We start from the raw sequence: 18,906 nt of genomic DNA, 5'->3' as shown, positions 1-18,906 counted from the left end.
CGGCGCTCCCTGCGACCGTAGGTAAACTTTTCTTTTAAAATTATTGAGGCCAAAGCTCGGGCATCGGGCGCCCATTGATACGCCAAACGCCACGCACCACATCAAACTGCAGCTCCCGAGTACCCAGGGGCAGGCCTAACCATAATGCGGCGACGGTAGGCGCATCGTGCCAGGTAAAGTCGCCATCAATGCGCTCCAGCCATTTCGCCTGCTCTTTCTTTTTGTCGAGGTTAACCACACTCAGCTCATCCAACTGGCGGGCATCAAAAAACAGCGCGCCATCCGCATCCAGGCGAATACCCAACAGCGGACTGTCGATGGCGATGGTCATGACATCTAAACGTGGCGAGTCGCTAAGCACTTTGCGCAGATCCGGCTCCAACCGGGCCAGCAACCCTTCGGCCATAGGTAGACTAGCGTCTCCCCAGGCGGCTTCCTGGCGCAAACGGCGAATCAAGTGGCGAACCGCATCGGCATTCAAACGCGAAAGCTCCATCTCTATGCGGCCATTGAGCAGCGGCATATCAGGCGCTTGAGAAGGCACCATCACATCGCCCACTTCAAGCTCGCCTTTGATACGGAGTTCGCTCTCATCCAGCACCATATGGCTGTTTAGATCGAGAGGTGAAAACTGGATATCGTAGGAGGGGTAGCTGAGCGTCAGCGTTTCAATATGCAGGTGATCGCGTTGAGCAAAGTGGTAAGCATCATCAATATAAGTATAGCGGCTTTCGAGCACCGTGGGGCCTATCGCAAGCTGGGCCATACCGTCGGTCAGGGTAAGTTGATCAAATAACGCGCGTAGTCGCCAATCGCCAAACACGCCTTCCAAGCGCAGCCGACCACCGCGGACGGCTAAATCGCGGCCATTTTGTTGAATCACAAAGGGGGCAAGGGCAAGGCGCAATTCGCTATGACCGCTAAGGGTGTGATAGCGCCCCTGCCAACGCGGCACAGAGGGGGCGGTGACCTCACCCACGGCTTGCTGCAGAACGGTATCGAGACGTGGTAGTACGGTGCCTTCGACATCCGTGCTTAAAATACCGTGCCGCGCGCTATACGTGAGCTCAAGGCGCCAGGGTCGACCCAAAAGCGGTGACAGTATCACCCTGCCTTGGGAGCTTAACCACCCTTGATGACTCTCAGTACGATTGACGCGCCACTCGCCCCGCGCCTCCAGATCTTCGAGCGCTTGGCGTAGACTGCGCTCAAACAGCACACTGGAGAGTAGCTGCGCTGCCATCCACACTACGGCTATAATCGCCAGCGTGGGGACAATCAGACGTTCCTTGCGCATGCTACCTCCTTGAAGCCAACGCCTTGCAGCCAATGCACTCGAAAAAAGTTATCAACCGCTCCTGATCTCTATTTACCACTTACCACTTACCACTTACCACTTACCAAGTTTAGTGTAGCCAGAACCACAGGTGCATAGTACTCCAGGCGTAGGCCCCTGCCATCACGTCATCGATCATAATACCAAAGCCGCCCGCCACGCGGCGGTCAGCCCAGCGAATCGGCCAGGGCTTAAAGACATCGAAGATGCGAAATACCACAAATCCCCATAGCGCAGCCTCCCACGAAAAAGGCACCGCCGCCATGGTTAGCCAGTAACCCACAAACTCGTCCCACACGATACCCGAGTGATCGTGTACCCCTAAATCGTGGGACGTTTTATCACATAGCCAAACGCCGACAATAAAGGCAACAAAACAAACACTCAGGTACCACCCCAGGGGCAGTTCCGCCATCATCCAGTAGAACGGAATGGCCGCTAGCGTGCCAAAGGTACCCGGCGCCCAAGGGACAGCACCGCTACCCAAGCCGAAGGCAAAAAAATGTGTTGGGCGACGCCAGACACTTTTAGGTGCATGATTCATGGCGCTTCCCCACTAAAATGCTGCCAGCCGGCATAGCCGCTGACATAACGACTCAGTTCACTCTGGCCAGAGGCAGTAACGCCTAACGCTTCACTGCAGTGGCCGATGACGGTCAGCGAGAGACCCAATGGCGCTAAACGTTGTTGCGCCTCTGCGACGTCGTCAGCGCCGAGGGTAACAAGCAGTTCGTAATCATCCCCGCCGGAAAGTGCCGCCTTTAGTGCAGCTTCCCGACCTAGGGAGCTTTCCAGTTCGTCCGCCAGTGGTAAGGCGTCTAGCGCGATGACGGCTCCGACCTGCGAAGCGTCGCGAATATGCGCCAAGTCGGCCAGTAGCCCATCGGAGATATCCAGTGCAGCGGTGGCTAAATCGCGCAACGCCAGGCCCGCCGCTAAGCGCGGTTGTGGCAATAGGTAGCGACTTAACAATGGATGCGCCAGATCGCGCTCGCCCTGCTGCCAAAGCGCCAGCCCGCCTGCCCCACCACCTAGTGCACCGGTGACAGCGATCAGATCTCCCGCCTGGGCACCGCTACGGGTCAAGGCTTCGCCCACCGGGAGTTCACCCATCACAGTAACGCCTATGGAAAGCGCACCGGAAGTGACATCGCCCCCCACCAGCGTGGTGGCGTGCTGCTGACAAAGCGTATGAAAGCCTCGCGCATAGTCTGTAAGCCAAGCATGGGTGGCTTCATCATTGGTAAACTGGCGCTGATCAAGGGTTAACGCCATCAAACACCAACGCGAAGTCGCCCCCATGGCGGCCAGATCGCTCAGCGCAACGGCCAAGGCACGGTGACCCACCGCAAATGCTGATGCTTCGCGGGGAAAGTGTACATCCACCACCGAAGTATCAACGCTCACGACCAACTGTTGGCCTGCTTGCGGCAACAGCAGCGTGGCGTCGTCTCCACATCCCAGTGTGACGCCATTTGACGCAGCCGACGCCTCCTGCGACGACATAAAGTAGCGTCGAATCAAATCAAATTCGGCAAGCACAAAGGCCCCTTAAACGCATTGTCATACCGCTCGCGTTCAGAGACGACGAGCGCTGACCTCGGCACTGCGCAAGCGAATAGCCAGCTTGTCGAGAATGCCGTTCACGTATTTATGGCCATCGGTGGCGCCAAATGACTTAGCCAGCTCAACGCCTTCGTTAATGACGACACGATAAGGTACTTCCATGCGGCGGGAAAGCTCGTAAGCGCCCAACCGTAGGATGGCCAACTCTACCGCATCGAGATCTTCTAAGCGGCGGTCTAGCAGGGGAGAGATTTCACGATCCAGTTCCGCTTTGAACCGCACGGTATTATGGAGTAACTCGTGAAACAGCGCCTTGTCGGCGATCTCCATCACCTTGACCCAATTTTCGTGATCTTCCAGGTCATCGTCGGCGACCTGGCTACGAAACTCGGCTTCAATGGTGGTAATGGATTTACCCGTCATGTGCCATTGATAAAGCCCCTGCACCGTTAATTCCCGCGCCGCGTGGCGGCCCTGCTGAGCGGCAGAGGGTTTACGCTCGCTCATTGGGTATCTCCTGACGGTAGCGCACGGAGCAGAGAGACCATTTCCATCGCGGCCATGGCAGCTTCGGTGCCTTTGTTACCGGCCTTGGTGCCTGCACGCTCAATCGCTTGCTCAATGGTTTCAACGGTTAACACACCATTAGCCACCGGGGTATCAAACTCAAGCTGTAAGTGATTAATCGCCGTATTACAGCCGCCCGCCACGTATTCAAAATGCGGTGTGCCACCGCGAATGACCGCGCCCAGGGCAATCACTGCGTCGGGTTTCATTACCTTCAACACGCGCTTCACCGCCAGCGGGAGTTCCCAGGCGCCCGGCACGTGAACAATGTGGATATGCTCGGCGTCGACACCGTGACGGGTCAAGCTGTCGACGGCGCCTTCCACCAGGCTATCGACCACGTGATGGTTAAAACGGCCGACCACGATGACATAGCGGCCATCGACATCAACAAACGTACCTTCAACTTGAGTGAGGGAGTGCATCAATTTATTCCTGCTGAATTAGTTCTGCTGAGAAGTTGGTTCATACGCCGTGTCATTAGGGCCCAGACGCTCTACAACTTCGAGGTCAAAGCCGGACAGCGCCGAAAACTTCCACGGTGAACTAAGTAATCGCATTTTACCCACGCCTAAATAGCGCAGAATCTGAGAACCGGTGCCGATGGTCAAGTAGTTACCGGCACCGTCGGAGTCGCTGGTACGCGGCTGGCGCACGCGATCCAAAAAGATATCCAGCTGGTCTTTCAAATCCTGGTGCGGGCGGCCGTCGTCAATCAAAACAAACACGCCTGGCGCGGCACTGGCAATCTCTTCCAGCGCGCGATGGGCATCCCAGCGGCACTGTTCGTCTTTCATCAAGCCCATTACATCGCGCAGCGTATCAGTCAGATGCACGCGCACCGTGGTGGCCTGTTCCGGTGTGGGCTGACCGTTCACCAACGCCAAATGGTGAGCGCCCTGGATACGATCACGGAACACGTGCAGCTCAAGCTCGCCATGGGAGGTCATGACCGTTGACGCTTCCAGATGATCGATGGTCTGTTCGTTAACGATACGGTAGTGAATCAGATCCGCGATGGTACCGATCTTAATACCGTGCTCCTGGGCGAAGGCTTCAAGCTCGGGGCGGCGCGCCATGCTGCCATCATCATTCATAATCTCGCAGATTACACCGCTAGGGTCACAGCCCGCCAGTGCCGCCAAATCACACGAAGCTTCCGTATGCCCGGCACGGCGCAGCACGCCGCCCGGCTCGGCCATCAGCGGAAAGATATGGCCTGGCTGAACGATATCAGAGGGCTTTGCATTGGGTGCCACCGCGGCTTGCACGGTACGCGCACGATCTGCAGCTGAAATACCCGTCGTGACGCCTTCGGTTGCCTCAATGGAGAGAGTAAACTTGGTGCCAAAACCGGAACCGTTATCACGCACCATTAGCGGCAGATTAAGCTGCTCACAGCGGGCGCGAGTCATCGGCATGCAGATCAAGCCGCGGGCGAAACGGGCCATAAAGTTGATATGCTCGGCCTGCACTTTTTCGGCGGCCATGATGATATCACCTTCATTTTCGCGATCCTCATCGTCCATGAGAATCACCATTTTGCCCTGGCGGATATCGTCCACCAGCTCGGCGATAGGGGCTAAGCCTCTAGAGGAGGGGTGCGCCATGGAATCTCCAATAAGTGTTGTCACGATAGCTTGTCAGGATAGGTTATCGAGAAAGAGTGTCGCGAGAGTGAGTCACGATTTTGCGCGTCAGGGTACCTTGCTCTCGCAAAATTCGCCAGATGCGCTAGTCGCTAGAGGGGATGCAATAATGCGCCAATCGCGCCCTACTGCTCGCATATCGTGAATGGTTAACCGCCGCTGATCGGCCATACGTGAGAGCCCTGGCAACGCAAAAAGGGGCCGCGCTTCGCCGCCTAACAGTGTGGGGGCAACAAACAGCTGTAGCTCATCGACCAACGCCGCATCGAGCATAGCGCCCGCCAATGTCGCTCCGGTTTCCACTAGCAGTTCATTAACCTGTTCATTTTCGGCTAACCACTGCAGCATTGCCACTAAATCGATACGGCCATCGCTACCGGCGGGCAACACCTGTACTTCAGCGCCCGCCTGAGTTAACCGTTCCCGCTTCTCTTCCAAGTGGTCTGATGTGGTGATCACTAGCGTACGCCCAGGCTCGCTTAAACAGGCTGCCGCCAGAGGTAGGCGCAAGTGGGTATCTAAAATCACCCGCAGGGGCTGGCGGCGAACCACTTCGTCTGCGTTGTTAAGCTGTAACTGCTCTGCTCGTAACGTCAGCCGAGAGTCGTCCATAATGAGCGACTCAACGCCGCTTAATATCGCGCTGGAGCGTGCCCGTAGCCGCTGCACCTGGGTGCGTGCTTCAGGCCCGGTGATCCACTGAGACTCCCCCGACCCCATGGCGGTACGACCATCTAGACTCATCGCCATTTTCAGGCGCACAAAGGGACGCTGCTGGGTCATGCGAGCAATAAAGCCGGGATTCAGAGCGCGCGCGTCACTCTCTAATAACCCCACCGCCACCTCAACACCCGCCTCTTCAAGCAGACGAATACCGCGGCCACTCACCTGCGGGTTCGGATCCACCATGGCAACCACTACCCGCGACACCTTCGCTTCCTGGAGCGCCACCGCGCAGGGGCCAGTGCGGCCGGTGTGGGAACAAGGCTCCAGGGTGACGTACGCGGTCGCGCCCAGGGTTTGCTCACCAGCATCATTCAACGCGTGAATTTCGGCGTGGGGTTCACCGGCACACAGGTGAAAGCCTTCACCGACAATCTGCTCGTCACGCACAATCACACAGCCGACCCGCGGGTTGGGATCCGTGGTGTATAAGCCTTTTTGCGCCAGTTGCAGCGCCCGCGCCATATAGCGGTGGTCGGCTTGGCTAAAGACAGCACTCATTTTGACGACTCGCTGCCATGGCCCAGTCGGGAAGAGGGCTCTTGGGACAGCCGGTCAATCTCAGCGCGAAATTCATCCAGATCCTGGAACTTGCGATATACCGAAGCAAAGCGGATATAGGCTACGTGATCGAGGGTTTTAAGCGCTTGCATGACCGACTCGCCAATATCACGGGCGTTGATTTCGCGATCGCCCCGGGCACGTAAGGTTTGGCGGATGCGCTCTACCGCCGCTTCAATGGCTTCTGCACTGACCGGACGCTTTTCCAGCGCACGCAACATACCTGCCCGCAGTTTGGCTTCATTAAAGCTCTCGCGGGAGCCGTCGGACTTCACCACCCGCGGCATTACCAATTCTGCGGTTTCGTAGGTGGTAAAGCGCTCTTGGCAGCTCGCACACTGGCGTCGACGGCGTACCTGATCACCATCCGCTACCAGGCGCGAATCAGTCACTCGAGTATCGTTTGCACCACAAAAAGGGCAATGCATGGCGGTCAACCTGTTGTCAGCTCGTGTCGGCGTACCGCACGAGTTAGCGTGTTATAACCTGTCAATGTGTGTGCTATTAATAGCGTTTTAGCAGTAGTAACTGCCACAAGCTAATGTATCTTAGCGTTTAAACGCGGTATCAACCTCGTATTGTAACGATTTGGCACACAAGCTGCAGCGTTTGTGGCAGATTGTTTATCAGGAGCTACCCATGCCCCCCTTTGAGCAGACCGTTAACGACTACCTCAGCCACCTTTATGGCCCCAGGGCGGGGGAAGTGCAGCGCCGTTTAAACCAGCGTCTAGCGCATTTTCAGTCGCTTGCCCCATTTTCATCCAGCTCCGGTAGAACCAGCACTAAAAACGCACCCTCTTGGAGCGAAAAAGATCAGTGGGTGATCAGCTACGGTGACTCGATTATTGAAGATAGTGTGCCGCCGTTGGCAGTGCTTAGCGATTTTCTTCAAGCGCGGTTGGGCGATCGCATCAGCGGTGTACATGTACTGCCCTTCTTTCCCTGGAGCAGCGACGACGGCTTTTCGGTGATCCACTACCGTGAAGTGAACCCCGATCTTGGTGATTGGTCGCACATCCGCGAACTCGCCAGCCATTACGACTTAATGGCCGACCTGGTGCTCAATCACGTCTCACGGGAGTCTCTCTGGTTTGTGGATTACCTGAGCGGCAGCCTGCCCGGCCGCGACTACTTTATCGAAGTCGATCCAGAGACCGATGTCTCCCAGGTGGTGCGCCCACGCAGCAGCCCGCTGCTGGTGCCCATTTCCACCCGGCGCGGCACCCGCTACCTGTGGGCGACGTTCTCCGAAGACCAGCTTGACCTGAACTTTGAAAATCCGGATGTGCTGCTGGAGTTCGTGGGTATTTTGCTGTTCTACCTGGAGCAAGGAACGCGGATTGTACGTTTGGATGCGGTGGCCTTTCTGTGGAAGCGGCTGGGTACTGCCTGCATTCACCTGCCGGAAACCCACACTGTGGTGCGGCTGCTACGAGCGATTGTGGATCACGTGGCCCCAGGTACCCTGTTAATCACCGAAACCAATGTGCCCCACCAGGAAAATATCAGTTATTTTGGCTTGGATCGGTTGCCAGCGGGGGGCCCCGACGAAGCCCATATGGTGTATCAGTTTGCCCTCCCCCCGCTGCTATTGCACACCCTCACCCGGGGCGAAGCGAGCACCTTACAAACCTGGCTTGCCAGCCTTCCGGTACTGCCCGACCAATGCACCTACCTCAACTTTACGGCCAGCCACGACGGCATTGGCGTGCGCCCCTTGGAAGGTTTATTGCCCGATCACGAGCGGGATGCGCTGCTGGAGCTGATGCACCGTTTCGGAGGCTTTGTCAGCATGCGTAGCAACCCCGATGGAAGCGATACGCCCTATGAGATCAATATCACCTGGTTTGAAGCCATGCGCGGCACCCGCCGCGGCCCCGACCCGTGGCAGGTAGCGCGTTTTCTATGCAGCCAAGCAATTATGCTGAGTTTGCAAGGTATCCCCGCGCTGTATATTCACACCCTAACTGGCACACTCAATGACGTGGAAGGCGTTGAGCGCAGTGGGCGGCTACGTTCGATCAACCGCCGGCGCTGGCAGCGTAGCGAGCTAGACCTGCTGTTAGATAGCCCTTCAACGCCCACCCACGATGTTTTTCACGCCTTAAACCGGCTATTAGACCAGCGCCGTCAAGAGCCCTGCTTTCACCCCAATGCCGCCCAGCGGGCGTTAGTCTCGGCACCGGAACTGCTGGCGGTAGAGCGCGGCCCACTGCACGATGGCCGCCGATTACTGGCGCTGTACAACGTCACCGATCTGCCGCTTCCCTTAGAAAACGTGGGCGAGGCAGTTACCCAGGCACTTGAAAAACACGCCTGGCAAGCGCTGGATCCCGCTAACCCCTGGGTCGCAGAAGGAGCGCTGCCGCCCTACGCGGTGCGTTGGCTGGTAGCGGATAGTTAACACCATTTCGTTAATACCATTGAGAAATCTAAAGTTTCAAAAATCGTAAGTTTCAAAAACCGTAAGTTGCGACATATTGCCCCAGTTATAAAGCGCATAATCCCTAAATAATGTTGTGCTGCGATAATCGCAACACGGCATTATTTTAGGGATTACCAGCACTAAGGCGGCGGTTATTAAATCTCTAGCCTCTCACTCTTATTCAAACAAGGCGCTGCAATGCACTTAAAACGTCACGCTGGCATAAGTGGTTTTCTCCTGCTGGCAGGATTGGTCGGCACCTCTGCGAGCTATGCCGATGAGCTCCCCGCCCCTATTCAGGCACTTGCCGACCAAGGCTTGGAAATTCATGGTCAATTCGATGCCCCCGGAGGGTTGCGCGGCTACGGCGCCAGCGTGCAGGGCCAGGACATGGCGATTTACCTGACGCCGGATGGCGAGCACGCCGTGGTGGGTACGCTAATGGATAATGAGGGGAATGACCTTACCGAAGCGCAACTGGATGAGCATGTACGTGCACCGCTAGAGGCACAAACATGGCAGCTATTAAGCGAAAGCCACTGGGTACAGGACGGCAATATGGATGCCCCCCGGGTGATTTACACCTTCACGGATGCCAACTGCCCCTACTGCCGTCAAATGTGGCAAGACGTTCGCCCCTGGGTGGAAGCAGGTGAGGTGCAGCTACGCCATATCATGGTAGGTATCTTAGCACCCGACAGCCCTGGAAAAGCAGCCGCTATTCTCGGCGCCGACGATCCAGCGGCGACACTGCATGCCCATGAAAGCGGCCAGCAGGAAATCGAAGCTAGTGCCCAACCGAGAGAAATTGAAGAGCAGGTGTACGCCAATAACCAGTTGTTCGAAGAGCTGGGCCTATATGCAACCCCCACTTCCGTTTTTCAGCGTGAAACAGAGAACGGGGCCGTGCGTCTTGACCGTATTCAGGGTATGCCCAGTGATGAGCGGCTGATCGAGATGATGGGCAGTGAAACACCTTGATGAACTTAGCCTGCCACCGCTAGCTGAGATTGCCGCGTCGCTGCGCTCCTCGCAAATCCGCTACCTGTCATTGCGAACGTAGTGAAGCAATCTCGGGGTTAATCTGCCACCGCCGCCAAAGATTGCCGCGTCGCTGCGCTCCTCGCAATGACATGAATAGGGCTACTCGCAATAGCATCTAATTTGTTATTGCGAGCAACCCGACATTGTGAGCCCGCCCCCTGTCATTGCGAGCGCAAGCGGAGCAATCTCTAGGTTAATCTACCACTGCAAGCTAAGGTCGTTTCACTTTTCATAGTCAAAATAAGGATACTGACTGCAATGATGCGCCCCTACCATTGCTAATAAAATGAAGTTAGATTAATAAAAATCCATCACCGAAAGGTCGGTTCATGTCGACAACAAACAATCTTTATTATGTTTATATTCTGACTAACCGCACTCACCGCGTTCTTTACATAGGAGTTACAAACAACTTGGAGCGCAGGCTTTATGAACACCGCCAAGGTTTAATGCCAGGATTCACCAAAAAGTACCGTTGCCACAAACTTGTATGGCTAGAGGAGTCAAATAGTATAGAAGATGCCATCAGGCGCGAAAAACAGCTTAAAGCGGGTTCACGTCAACGTAAAAATGCTCTAATTGACTCCCTTAATCCTGATTGGGTTGAGCTTGCCCCATACTAATATCATTCTGAGTGCCACACCCCTTATTATCGTGAGCCTCTCTTTCATTGTGGGCCCTCCCTGTCATTGAAATCCGCTACCTGTCATTGCGAACGTAGTGAAGCAATCTCGRGGTTAATCTGCCACCGCCGCCAAAGATTGCCGCGTCGCTGCGCTCCTCGCAATGACGTAGGTGATGTCATTGAAATCCTTCACCTGTCATTGCGAACGTGGGTTAATCTGCCACCGCCGCCAAAGATTGCCGCGTCGCTGCGCTCCTCGCAATGACGTAGGTGATGTCATTGAAATCCTTCACCTGTCATTGCGAACGTAGTGCAGCAATCTCGGGGTTAATCTGCCACTGCCAAAGATTGCCGCGTCGCTGCGCTCCTCGCAATGACGTAGGTGATGTCATTGAAATCCGCTACCTGTCATTGCGAACGTAGTGAAGCAATCTCGGGGTTAATCTGCCACGCTGCGCTCCTCGCAATGACGTAGGTGATGTCATTGAAATCCTTCACCTGTCATTGCGAACGTAGTGCAGCAATCTCGGGGTTAATCTGCCACCGCCAAAGATTGCCGCGTCGCTGCGCTCCTCGCAATGACGTAGGTGATGTCATTGAAATCCTTCACCTGTCATTGCGAACGTAGTGAAGCAATCTCGAGGTTAATCTGCCACCGCCGCCAAAGATTGCCGCGTCGCTGCGCTCCTCCCAATGACGTAGGTGATGTCATTGAAATCCTCTACCTGTCATTGCGAACGTAGTGAAGCAATCTCGGGGTTAATCTGCCACCGCCGCCAAAGATTGCTTCGTCGCAAGTTCCTCGCAATGACATAAAGAGGACTCCTCTCAATGACAAAAAATGAAAGTTCCTCATAATCACATTTCGTGACGGTATTACTCCTCGGAAAGGTTTTCAAACCTCGGCATCCCGACGTTCCAGGGTTTAAGGTCGCCCTTCTCCCCGAAGTTGTCGTGATCACCGAGTACATGGCCGTCGTGTTCGCGGGTTTGCCCGTACAGTGAGCGGTTATGGAAGGTCGGGCCAAAACGCTCGGCTGTCTCGGCGACATCGCCCGTGTAGCGAGGGTCTTGGGGTCGCTCTTGGCTGCTTATGAAGTAAGCAATATCCCAGGCGTCTTGATCGCTGAGTGACCGCGGCTGACCAAGCGGCATATTTTGGTAAATAAAGCCCGCCATGGTTTCTACTCGCGCGATCCCCGCGCCCCAATTATTAGAGCCGTCGCCCCAAGGGGCTGGAAATACGTATTCGCCGTTTTCATAGTGGCCCGATCCATCCTTTTGGTGGCAAATCGAACAATTTTGCTGGTAAGCCGCTTCGCCTCTAGCGTAGTCGGGCTCTTCAGCTGGCTCATCCGGCGCGGGGAAGCCACGCCCATAGATCGGTTTGTCTGGATACATCGGCGCACCGGTGGCCAGCCACTGATGGTAGGCGCTCAGCGCCAGCATTTCATCGCTGCCATACTCCGGTGGCACGCCGTTCATGGAGTAAGCAAAGCAGCCTGCGATACGCTCTTCCAAGTTATTCACATGCTGGTTCTTACCACGGAAGTCCGGCAGCGTGATAGCCGCGGCCCACACTGGCGCACTGAACGGCACCCGCCCTTCGCCCAAATGACAGCTAGAGCAGTTCATATCATTGAACACGTTCTCACCACGCAACTGCTGCGTATTGGTGAATAGATCATGCCCATAGCGGATGACTTTCTTCAGCTCCGGATGAAGTTCGGAATTCTCAAGGTCTTCCATGGTGGGGGGCTCGTGTACCAGCATATTCAGCGCAGCATCTGGACGCTCTTCTGGCTGGGCAAAAACCGTGGCTGTATAAACGGTACCGAACGCAAGCGAGCAGCCGGTCAGCGTTATGACGAGGGAGCGACGACAGATGATCATTGTGCTGTCTCCTGTTCTTCTGAACCGGGTTGCGTGGCATACCAGGCAGACACCGCCTGAATGTCGTTATCGCTCATGCGCTTGGCAATGGCCCCCATGAGATTCTGTGGGTCGTTGATGCGTGTCTCGTTTTTCCACGCCCTCAACTGAGCGCTGATATAGCCAGCATGCTGGCTGGCGACACCTGGGAAGGTGCTGCCAACGCCCGTACCACCGGGCCCGTGGCAGCTTTGGCAGGAAACAATGTAGGCGTTCCAATCGCCGCGTTCGGCAAGCTGTTGACCCCGCGCCAGCAGCGCTTCGTCGGCCTCATCGCCGCCTTGCCCCGGCGTTACCGGCATTTGGCTATAGTATTCGGCAACATCGGCTATTTGCTGATCGTCGAGCATATTGGCAAACGTCATCATGGTCGCATTTTGACGCTGCCCGGCTTTAAAGTCGTGCAACTGCTTAGCGATATAGTCCGCATTCAGCCCCGCTAAGCGCGGCCATGACTCACCATTGGGCACATTCATACCGCTGCCATCGGCCTGATGACAGGCTGTGCAGGTAGCCGCTGCAGCCTGGCCTCGCTCCGCGTCACCCTGCTGCGCCAGCGCGCCTCCAGTGACTAAGCTAATCCCTATCAGCAGGCCAAACCTGCTTAAGTATTTTTTATTCATCTCGGTTTCTCCCTTGCGTTATCGTTGTTAGCTACCCGCCACTGGCACCACCAGACGGGCGGTAAAACCACCTCCAGCAGGGCTGACAAACGTCACTTCGCCACCAAAACGTTCGGCGATAGCAGCCACAATGGCTAACCCCAGTCCACTGCCTTGCTGTTTACTGGCGCGCCAGAATCGTTGAGTTAATTGTTCAAGCGTCGCGCCATCAACACCTGGGCCTTGGTCGCTAACGCTAAAGGTAAGATGGCGCTCCCCTGGCTCCCACTGCGCATCAAAGTTAACGGGGGCACCGGCGGGCCCATGGTTAATAGCGTTATCGAGCAAATTACGCAGCGCGGTGATAGCCAATTCGCGGGGCATCGCAAGGGCGACATCGGGCCAATGGGGCGACACTACAAAGCGGGCTGATTTGTTGTGCTGGCTATCCGCCAGGGCGTGTTCGGCCACATCTGCGACGCGACTAGCCTCACCATCATCAAAGCGCACACGCCCCTCTACGCGAGCCAGCGTGAGCAGTTGGTCAAGGGTTGAGCTCAACCGCACCACTCCCTCTTCAGCATAGTTGAGCGATGTTATTGCGGCCTGACCTTCGACCCGGCGAGCCACTTGCAGGTGGGTTTTGATCGCAGTAAGCGGCGTGCGCAGTTCGTGGGCAGCGTCGTTGGTAAAGCGCTGCTCGCGGATAATGGTTTGCTGTACGCGCGCTAGAAGCGCATTGAGGGTCTCAATCAGCGGACGAATCTCTTTAGGCAGGCCATAGGTAGCGACAGGGGCCAGTGCATCGGGGTGGCGATTGGCCAGCGATTCGCGCAGCCGTGTTAGCGGTGCTAAGCCACGCCAAACCCCCAGCCAAAGCGCAAACATGCTGCCTACCAGCGCTACGATAAAGGGCACCACGGTCATGCGTATAACGCCGCCGAGCAGCATATCGCGCTCATCCATACGATCAGCGGTGGTAATCACGATGCCACCGCGCTCGTAGGTAAATACCCGCCAAGTCACGTCGCCTGCCTGGCGATAAGTGTGGCCGCCCTCTCCCGGGGCGAGAATAGCGTCCATATCGGCATGGGTGCGCGCCATGATTTCGCCTTGGGGCGAGTGCACTTGGCAGGCCAGACCTTCAATGGGTGGAATAGACAGCACTGGATGCTCGGCATCCTCCCATACGTCAAACGGCAGCTGCAGGACTAACCCGGCCACCATTCTTGCCGACTGCGCTAAGCGCTGATCCAGGGTTTCCACAAACTTCTCTTCCAGGTCGCGCATCAGCCACGCCGCCGCCACACCCCAGAGCAGTGCCAGCGTTAATCCCAGAGTCAGCAGCAAGCGCGCACGTAAACTCATAGCTGCCCCTTATAGGGCGTACCGGCCGCATGTACCGCCTCGGGTTTGCCCAACCGATAGCCAAGCCCGCGCACTGTTTCAATCACGCCGCTACCCAACTTGCGGCGCAGGTGGTGGATATGCACATTCAGCGCATTGCTCTCAACATCGTCGTTCATACCGTAAAGGCTATCTTTGAGCTGGTCGGCTGACAGGACGCTGCGTGGCGATTGCAGGAAGGTTTCAAGCAGCACCAGCTCCCGGCGAGACAGCATAATCAGCTGTTCATCGACGTAGACCTCCCTAGCCGTTGGATCTAAGCAGAGTGCGCCATGGGCAATCAGGCCGCTGCTGCGCCCTGCTACTCGGCGTAACAAGGCGTGCAAACGCGCTACCAACTCATCTAAATCGAAAGGTTTCACCAGATAGTCGTCGGCGCCGCCCTGCAGTCCATCCACTCGGTCACGCACCGCATCCCTAGCGGTTAACACCAGCACGGGAACGTCATTGCCCTGCTCGCGCCACTCGGCCAGCAATTGAAGACCATCGCCATCGGGCAATCCGCGATCAAGAATGACCACATCACTGACCACCGTTCGCATCGCCTGACGGGCAGCGCTCCCCGTGGAGACGTGATCGACCACAAAGTCGAAGGTCATTAATCCAGCGCGAATACCCGAAGCAACCAGCGGGTCATCTTCAATCAACAAGACGTGCATAGCGGTTTCCTATTTATTACCCATCAGCATGGCGGACGGGCATTAACCCAGCGTTAAGACAAATAAAAACGCCCTTGCTTTGATGGCAAGGGCGCGGGCATGGCAATCGCCGAATAAGGACGAATGGCTAGGCGAGACGCTTAGCAGCAAACCACCCCAACACCATTGTCACCAGCATGGCCAATAGCGGTAAGGAAAGACCGCCAATGGAGGCAATCGCTGGCCCTGGGCAGTAGCCGGAAAGCCCCCAGCCGATGCCGAACAGGGCAGCGCCCCCTAATAACTTCGCGTCTAACTCTCGTTTGGTCGGTAACTGAAAGACGCCACCCAACAATGGTGCAGTACGCTTGAATACCAGCCGATAGCCAACAAAGGTGGTGATGACGGCCCCGCCCAATACGAACATCAGCGTTGGATCCCAGGCGCCCGCTACGTCTAGAAACCCCACTACTCGCGCGGGGTCGGTCATGCCTGAAACAGCTAAGCCGATACCGAAAAGTAGCCCCGCCGCATAGCCTGCCGCTGTTTTCATCCAATGACTCTTGTTTGACTGACTCATACTCCACCGCCTAGGCCTAGCATGTGGCGCGAGATATAAACGGTCACTAGCGCCGTCAGCAAAAACATACCGGTGGCCGCCATGGAGCGTGGTGCCAAGCGCGCCAGCCCGCATACCCCATGGCCGCTGGTACAGCCACTGCCCAGCCCCGTGCCTACGCCCACTAACAGCCCAGCCACCAGCATTAACCCTACGCCTCCCACCGGCGCGCCAATCACCTCACCAGGGCTTCCGGCAACGTTGCCCAAACCACCACCTAACGCCATAAGCAGAAGCGGGCCGCTAATCAGCCCTAACAGAAAAGCCACTCGCCAAGCGCTATCGCCCTTGGGGCGCTGGGTTATCAAGTTACCCACGATGCCACTGATACCGGCGATACGCCCCAGCGTTGCCATCAGCCAGGTAGCGGAAAGCCCAATTAATACACCCCCAACCAGCCCTTGTAAGCCTGCTGTCCAATCCACTGATCACTCCTCAGCTCGCACTTAAACCGTTAGAAAAAATTAAGCGGCACTTTGAGATAGACAGTGCCGTTCTCTTCCGCCGGAGGCAGCTCCCCCGCACGCATATTGACCTGCACCGAAGGAATAATGAGCCGTGGCATGCCTAAGGTGGCGTCGCGCTCAGTGCGCATCTTCACGAACTCGTCTTCGCTGATACCTTCATGAACATGGACGTTCTCACTGCGCTGTTCCGCAACGCTGGTTTCATGCTGAAAGGTATCGCGACCGGGAGCTTTATAGTCGTGGCATAAGAACAGCCGCGTCTGCTCGGGAAGCGCCAATACTTTTTGGATAGAGTGATAAAGAGTGCGCGCATCTCCACCGGGAAAGTCGCACCGCGCGGTGCCATAATCCGGCATAAATAGCGTATCGCCTACAAAGGCGGCATCGCCTATTACGTAGGTTAAACAAGCGGGCGTATGTCCTGGGGTATGCAGCACCTGGCCCTGTAATTGGCCAACGGCGAACGTATCCCCTTCTTCAAACAGCGCATCAAACTGGCTGCCATCCCGAGCAAACTCACTGCCCGCATTGAATGCCTTACCGAATATCTCCTGCACCTTCACTATGTTGGCACCAATGCCGGTTTTACCCCCTAACTGTTCATGTAGGTATGGCGCTGCCGAGAGGTGGTCTGCATGTACATGGGTCTCCAAAATCCAGACTACATCGAGATCGTGTTCGCGAATAAAAGCGATGATGGTGTTAGCAGATCGCACGTCGGTTCGCCCAGCGGCATAATCAAAATCGAGTACCGAATCTATAATTGCGCAGGCACGGCTATCAGGGTCTTGGACGACATAGCTAAAGGTGTTCGTAGGCTCATCAAAAAAGTGCGTAACGATTGGGCGTTGCATCGTTGCCTCCCATAGGGGTGGTGATCTCAATCTCATGCTATAAAGACAGCATAGTGCATTTTAAGTTCTATATTTAGATTATTTTAGAATATAAGGGTGCTATATATCCCAAAAGAGTGTTCAAGACTATTTTTGCTAAGGTCTGCTCCATTTAGGCCGATAATGAAGGAGTTACTCAATTACAAAAATTAGGAAGAACATGACTCACTTAACAACGACACAAAAACTCTGGGGAACGCTGGGTATTATCTGGGTTGCCATGCTGCTATTGGTTGGCTGGCTTGCCTGGGAGAACCGCCAGACGATTGAGAGCGAACGCCGCGATAGCATTCAATACGTAGTGGAAAGCGTGCAAAACCAAATTGAAGCCCTGCAAGAACGGGTAGCCTCCGGTGAACTTAGCCTGGAAGAAGCGCAGCAGCGTGCGATCGATAATATGTCTAGCGTTAGCTTTGGGGCGGGCGAGTATATCTTTTCATTCAACGATGACTTACTGATTATATCGCATCCTAGCCGCACACCCGGCACTGACATGACCAATTATGAAGACGCCAGCGGGATGGCGCTGTACCCCGAGTTGCTGCGTGTCGCGCAAGCAGGTGGTGGTCACGTCAATTACTATTCTACCCGCGCGGGTGGCGACGAGCAGCTGCCGAAAACCAGTTATGTAGCGCACCTTCCCGAATGGGACTGGTCACTGGCGACCGGCGTTTATGTCGATGATATTAATGCCGCCTTTATTGCCGGTTTGATTCGCTCGATCGTGATACTACTGATCATTGGCCTGCCGGTAACGCTGCTGATGGGATGGGTTATTCGTGATGTTTCTCGTCGTTTAGGTGGAGACCCACGCTATGCAGCCAACGTAGTACGTCATATTGCCGACGGCGACCTGACCCAGGTCACACGGCTTTCGCCGAAGGATCAACAGAGCTTACTTTTTAATATCAACCGGATGCGTGAAGCTCTTGCCGAGACGATTGGTGACATCCACCACGGCGCAAGCCAGGTCAACAGTGGCGTAGAGCAGATCGTGGGCGTAAACGAAGAGCTTTCGACCCGCACCGAAGAGCAGGCAGCATCACTAGCTGAAACCGCTTCCAGTATGGAACAGCTCACCGCGACTGTTAAGCAAAATGCTGAACACGCTGACCATGCGCGTAAGCTTGCCACCAGAGCGGCCGATAGCGCTCAGCGCGGCAGCGACTCGATGTCGTCCGTCACGACCACTATGGCGACGATTAACGAAAGCGCCACACAGATGAGCAGCATCGTTAACACCATTGACGGTATCGCTTTCCAAACCAATATTTTGGCACTGAACGCGTCAGTTGAAGCCGCCCGAGCAGGTGATCAAGGGCGCGGCTTTGCGGTTGTCGCCAATGAGGTTCGTCAACTTGCCAGCCGCTCAGCTGCTGCGGCACAGGAGATTAAAACGCTGATCGAAGCGTCGGACAGCAAAGTAGTTGAAGGCAGCCGCCAAGTACGCGACACCGGTGATGTGATTAACAGCATGGTCGATGATATCAAACAGCTCAGTACGCTGGTTCAGGAAATTTCTGCGGCTACCATTGAACAGAGCAGCGGCATTGAGCAGGTCAACCAAGCGGTAACGCAAATGGATCAAATGACCCAGCAAAATGCCAGCTTGGTGCAAGAAAGCACTCACGCGACTCAAGCCCTGGCCCAGCTCAGCGCCCAACTGCGCCAACTGGTTGCCCACTTCCGCATTCACCAGAGCACGGAGCATACACAGGCAAGCTTACCCGCCTCCTCACCCGCCCCGCAGACCGCTCATCAGCATAGCGATTTTTGATGTTTTGTCATTGCGAGCGCAGTGAAGCAATCTCAGGGTTACCTGCCACCGCAGATCGAGATTGCCTCGTCGC

Annotated in this window: 19 protein-coding genes; 4 read left to right on the top strand and 15 right to left on the bottom strand. The window is 55.8% G+C overall.

Annotated elements, in window-relative coordinates:
* Window positions 1-40: 40 nt before the first annotated feature.
* From RO22_RS07055 to nrdR, 8 genes are all read right to left on the bottom strand, one after another.
* Window positions 41-1,297, bottom strand: coding sequence for a DUF945 family protein (locus RO22_RS07055; protein WP_027958811.1), 1,257 nt, complete (start codon window positions 1,295-1,297; stop codon window positions 41-43).
* A 109-nt stretch (window positions 1,298-1,406) separates the two neighbouring features.
* On the bottom strand, window positions 1,407-1,880 hold the full coding sequence (locus tag RO22_RS07050) for a phosphatidylglycerophosphatase A (RefSeq protein WP_041157913.1): 474 nt from the start codon (window positions 1,878-1,880) through the stop codon (window positions 1,407-1,409).
* Window positions 1,877-2,878, bottom strand: a complete 1,002-nt coding sequence (gene thiL, locus RO22_RS07045; RefSeq protein WP_027958810.1) for a thiamine-phosphate kinase — start codon at window positions 2,876-2,878, stop codon at window positions 1,877-1,879. The genes RO22_RS07050 and thiL overlap by 4 nt, the downstream gene beginning before the upstream one ends.
* A gap of 36 nt (window positions 2,879-2,914) precedes the next feature.
* Window positions 2,915-3,409: a transcription antitermination factor NusB gene (nusB, locus tag RO22_RS07040; protein WP_007114491.1), complete on the bottom strand. Its 495-nt coding sequence runs from the start codon at window positions 3,407-3,409 to the stop codon at window positions 2,915-2,917.
* Complete coding sequence (gene ribE / locus RO22_RS07035; RefSeq protein WP_007114490.1) at window positions 3,406-3,894, bottom strand: 6,7-dimethyl-8-ribityllumazine synthase; 489 nt, start codon at window positions 3,892-3,894, stop codon at window positions 3,406-3,408. The genes nusB and ribE overlap by 4 nt, the downstream gene beginning before the upstream one ends.
* Window positions 3,895-3,912: 18 nt before the next feature.
* Window positions 3,913-5,079 (bottom strand): bifunctional 3,4-dihydroxy-2-butanone-4-phosphate synthase/GTP cyclohydrolase II, encoded by a 1,167-nt coding sequence (gene ribBA, locus RO22_RS07030; protein ID WP_027958809.1) that lies wholly within the window; start codon window positions 5,077-5,079, stop codon window positions 3,913-3,915.
* 87 nt (window positions 5,080-5,166) lie between these two features.
* A complete protein-coding gene (gene ribD / locus RO22_RS07025; RefSeq protein ID WP_039860600.1) occupies window positions 5,167-6,342 on the bottom strand; it encodes a bifunctional diaminohydroxyphosphoribosylaminopyrimidine deaminase/5-amino-6-(5-phosphoribosylamino)uracil reductase RibD in 1,176 nt (391 codons plus the stop codon).
* A complete protein-coding gene (gene nrdR, locus RO22_RS07020; RefSeq protein ID WP_022519727.1) occupies window positions 6,339-6,830 on the bottom strand; it encodes a transcriptional regulator NrdR in 492 nt (163 codons plus the stop codon). Before nrdR ends, ribD begins: the two co-directional genes overlap by 4 nt.
* Before the next feature lie 211 nt (window positions 6,831-7,041).
* On the opposite strand from nrdR, the gene RO22_RS07015 reads away from it, so the two are divergent.
* The 3 genes from RO22_RS07015 (at window position 7,042) to RO22_RS24090 (ending at window position 10,496) form a co-directional block, all read left to right on the top strand.
* Complete coding sequence (locus RO22_RS07015) at window positions 7,042-8,808, top strand: sugar phosphorylase (RefSeq protein WP_041157912.1); 1,767 nt, start codon at window positions 7,042-7,044, stop codon at window positions 8,806-8,808.
* A gap of 219 nt (window positions 8,809-9,027) precedes the next feature.
* Complete coding sequence (gene dsbG / locus RO22_RS07010) at window positions 9,028-9,810, top strand: thiol:disulfide interchange protein DsbG (RefSeq protein ID WP_041157911.1); 783 nt, start codon at window positions 9,028-9,030, stop codon at window positions 9,808-9,810.
* A gap of 392 nt (window positions 9,811-10,202) precedes the next feature.
* Window positions 10,203-10,496, top strand: coding sequence for a GIY-YIG nuclease family protein (locus RO22_RS24090; protein WP_084625262.1), 294 nt, complete (start codon window positions 10,203-10,205; stop codon window positions 10,494-10,496).
* A gap of 878 nt (window positions 10,497-11,374) precedes the next feature.
* On the opposite strand, the gene RO22_RS07005 is transcribed toward RO22_RS24090, so the two are convergent.
* From RO22_RS07005 to RO22_RS06975, 7 genes are all read right to left on the bottom strand, one after another.
* Window positions 11,375-12,391 carry a c-type cytochrome gene (locus RO22_RS07005; RefSeq protein ID WP_041157910.1) on the bottom strand — a complete coding sequence of 339 codons (1,017 nt, stop codon included), beginning with the start codon at window positions 12,389-12,391 and terminating at the stop codon, window positions 11,375-11,377.
* Window positions 12,388-13,053 (bottom strand): c-type cytochrome, encoded by a 666-nt coding sequence (locus tag RO22_RS07000; RefSeq protein WP_027959595.1) that lies wholly within the window; start codon window positions 13,051-13,053, stop codon window positions 12,388-12,390. The genes RO22_RS07005 and RO22_RS07000 overlap by 4 nt, the downstream gene beginning before the upstream one ends.
* A 27-nt stretch (window positions 13,054-13,080) precedes the next feature.
* Window positions 13,081-14,400 (bottom strand): ATP-binding protein, encoded by a 1,320-nt coding sequence (locus RO22_RS06995; protein ID WP_041157909.1) that lies wholly within the window; start codon window positions 14,398-14,400, stop codon window positions 13,081-13,083.
* Window positions 14,397-15,098 (bottom strand): response regulator transcription factor, encoded by a 702-nt coding sequence (locus RO22_RS06990; protein WP_041157908.1) that lies wholly within the window; start codon window positions 15,096-15,098, stop codon window positions 14,397-14,399. The genes RO22_RS06995 and RO22_RS06990 overlap by 4 nt, the downstream gene beginning before the upstream one ends.
* Window positions 15,099-15,225: 127 nt before the next feature.
* Window positions 15,226-15,630, bottom strand: a complete 405-nt coding sequence (locus tag RO22_RS06985) for a DUF6691 family protein (protein ID WP_027959597.1) — start codon at window positions 15,628-15,630, stop codon at window positions 15,226-15,228.
* Window positions 15,631-15,653: 23 nt separating this feature from the next.
* A complete protein-coding gene (locus tag RO22_RS06980) occupies window positions 15,654-16,121 on the bottom strand; it encodes a YeeE/YedE family protein (RefSeq protein WP_041157907.1) in 468 nt (155 codons plus the stop codon).
* A 29-nt stretch (window positions 16,122-16,150) separates the two neighbouring features.
* Window positions 16,151-17,017, bottom strand: coding sequence for an MBL fold metallo-hydrolase (locus RO22_RS06975; RefSeq protein ID WP_041157906.1), 867 nt, complete (start codon window positions 17,015-17,017; stop codon window positions 16,151-16,153).
* 199 nt (window positions 17,018-17,216) lie between these two features.
* Between RO22_RS06975 and htc2 the strand changes: the two genes are divergently transcribed.
* A complete protein-coding gene (gene htc2 / locus RO22_RS06970) occupies window positions 17,217-18,833 on the top strand; it encodes a methyl-accepting chemotaxis protein Htc2 (RefSeq protein ID WP_022519604.1) in 1,617 nt (538 codons plus the stop codon).
* Window positions 18,834-18,906 lie beyond the last annotated feature (73 nt).

Origin of the sequence: Halomonas sp. KHS3 (assembly GCF_000830495.1) — a bacterium.
Classification (GTDB): domain Bacteria; phylum Pseudomonadota; class Gammaproteobacteria; order Pseudomonadales; family Halomonadaceae; genus Vreelandella; species Vreelandella titanicae.
This window is presented reverse-complemented; position numbering and strand designations above follow the sequence as displayed.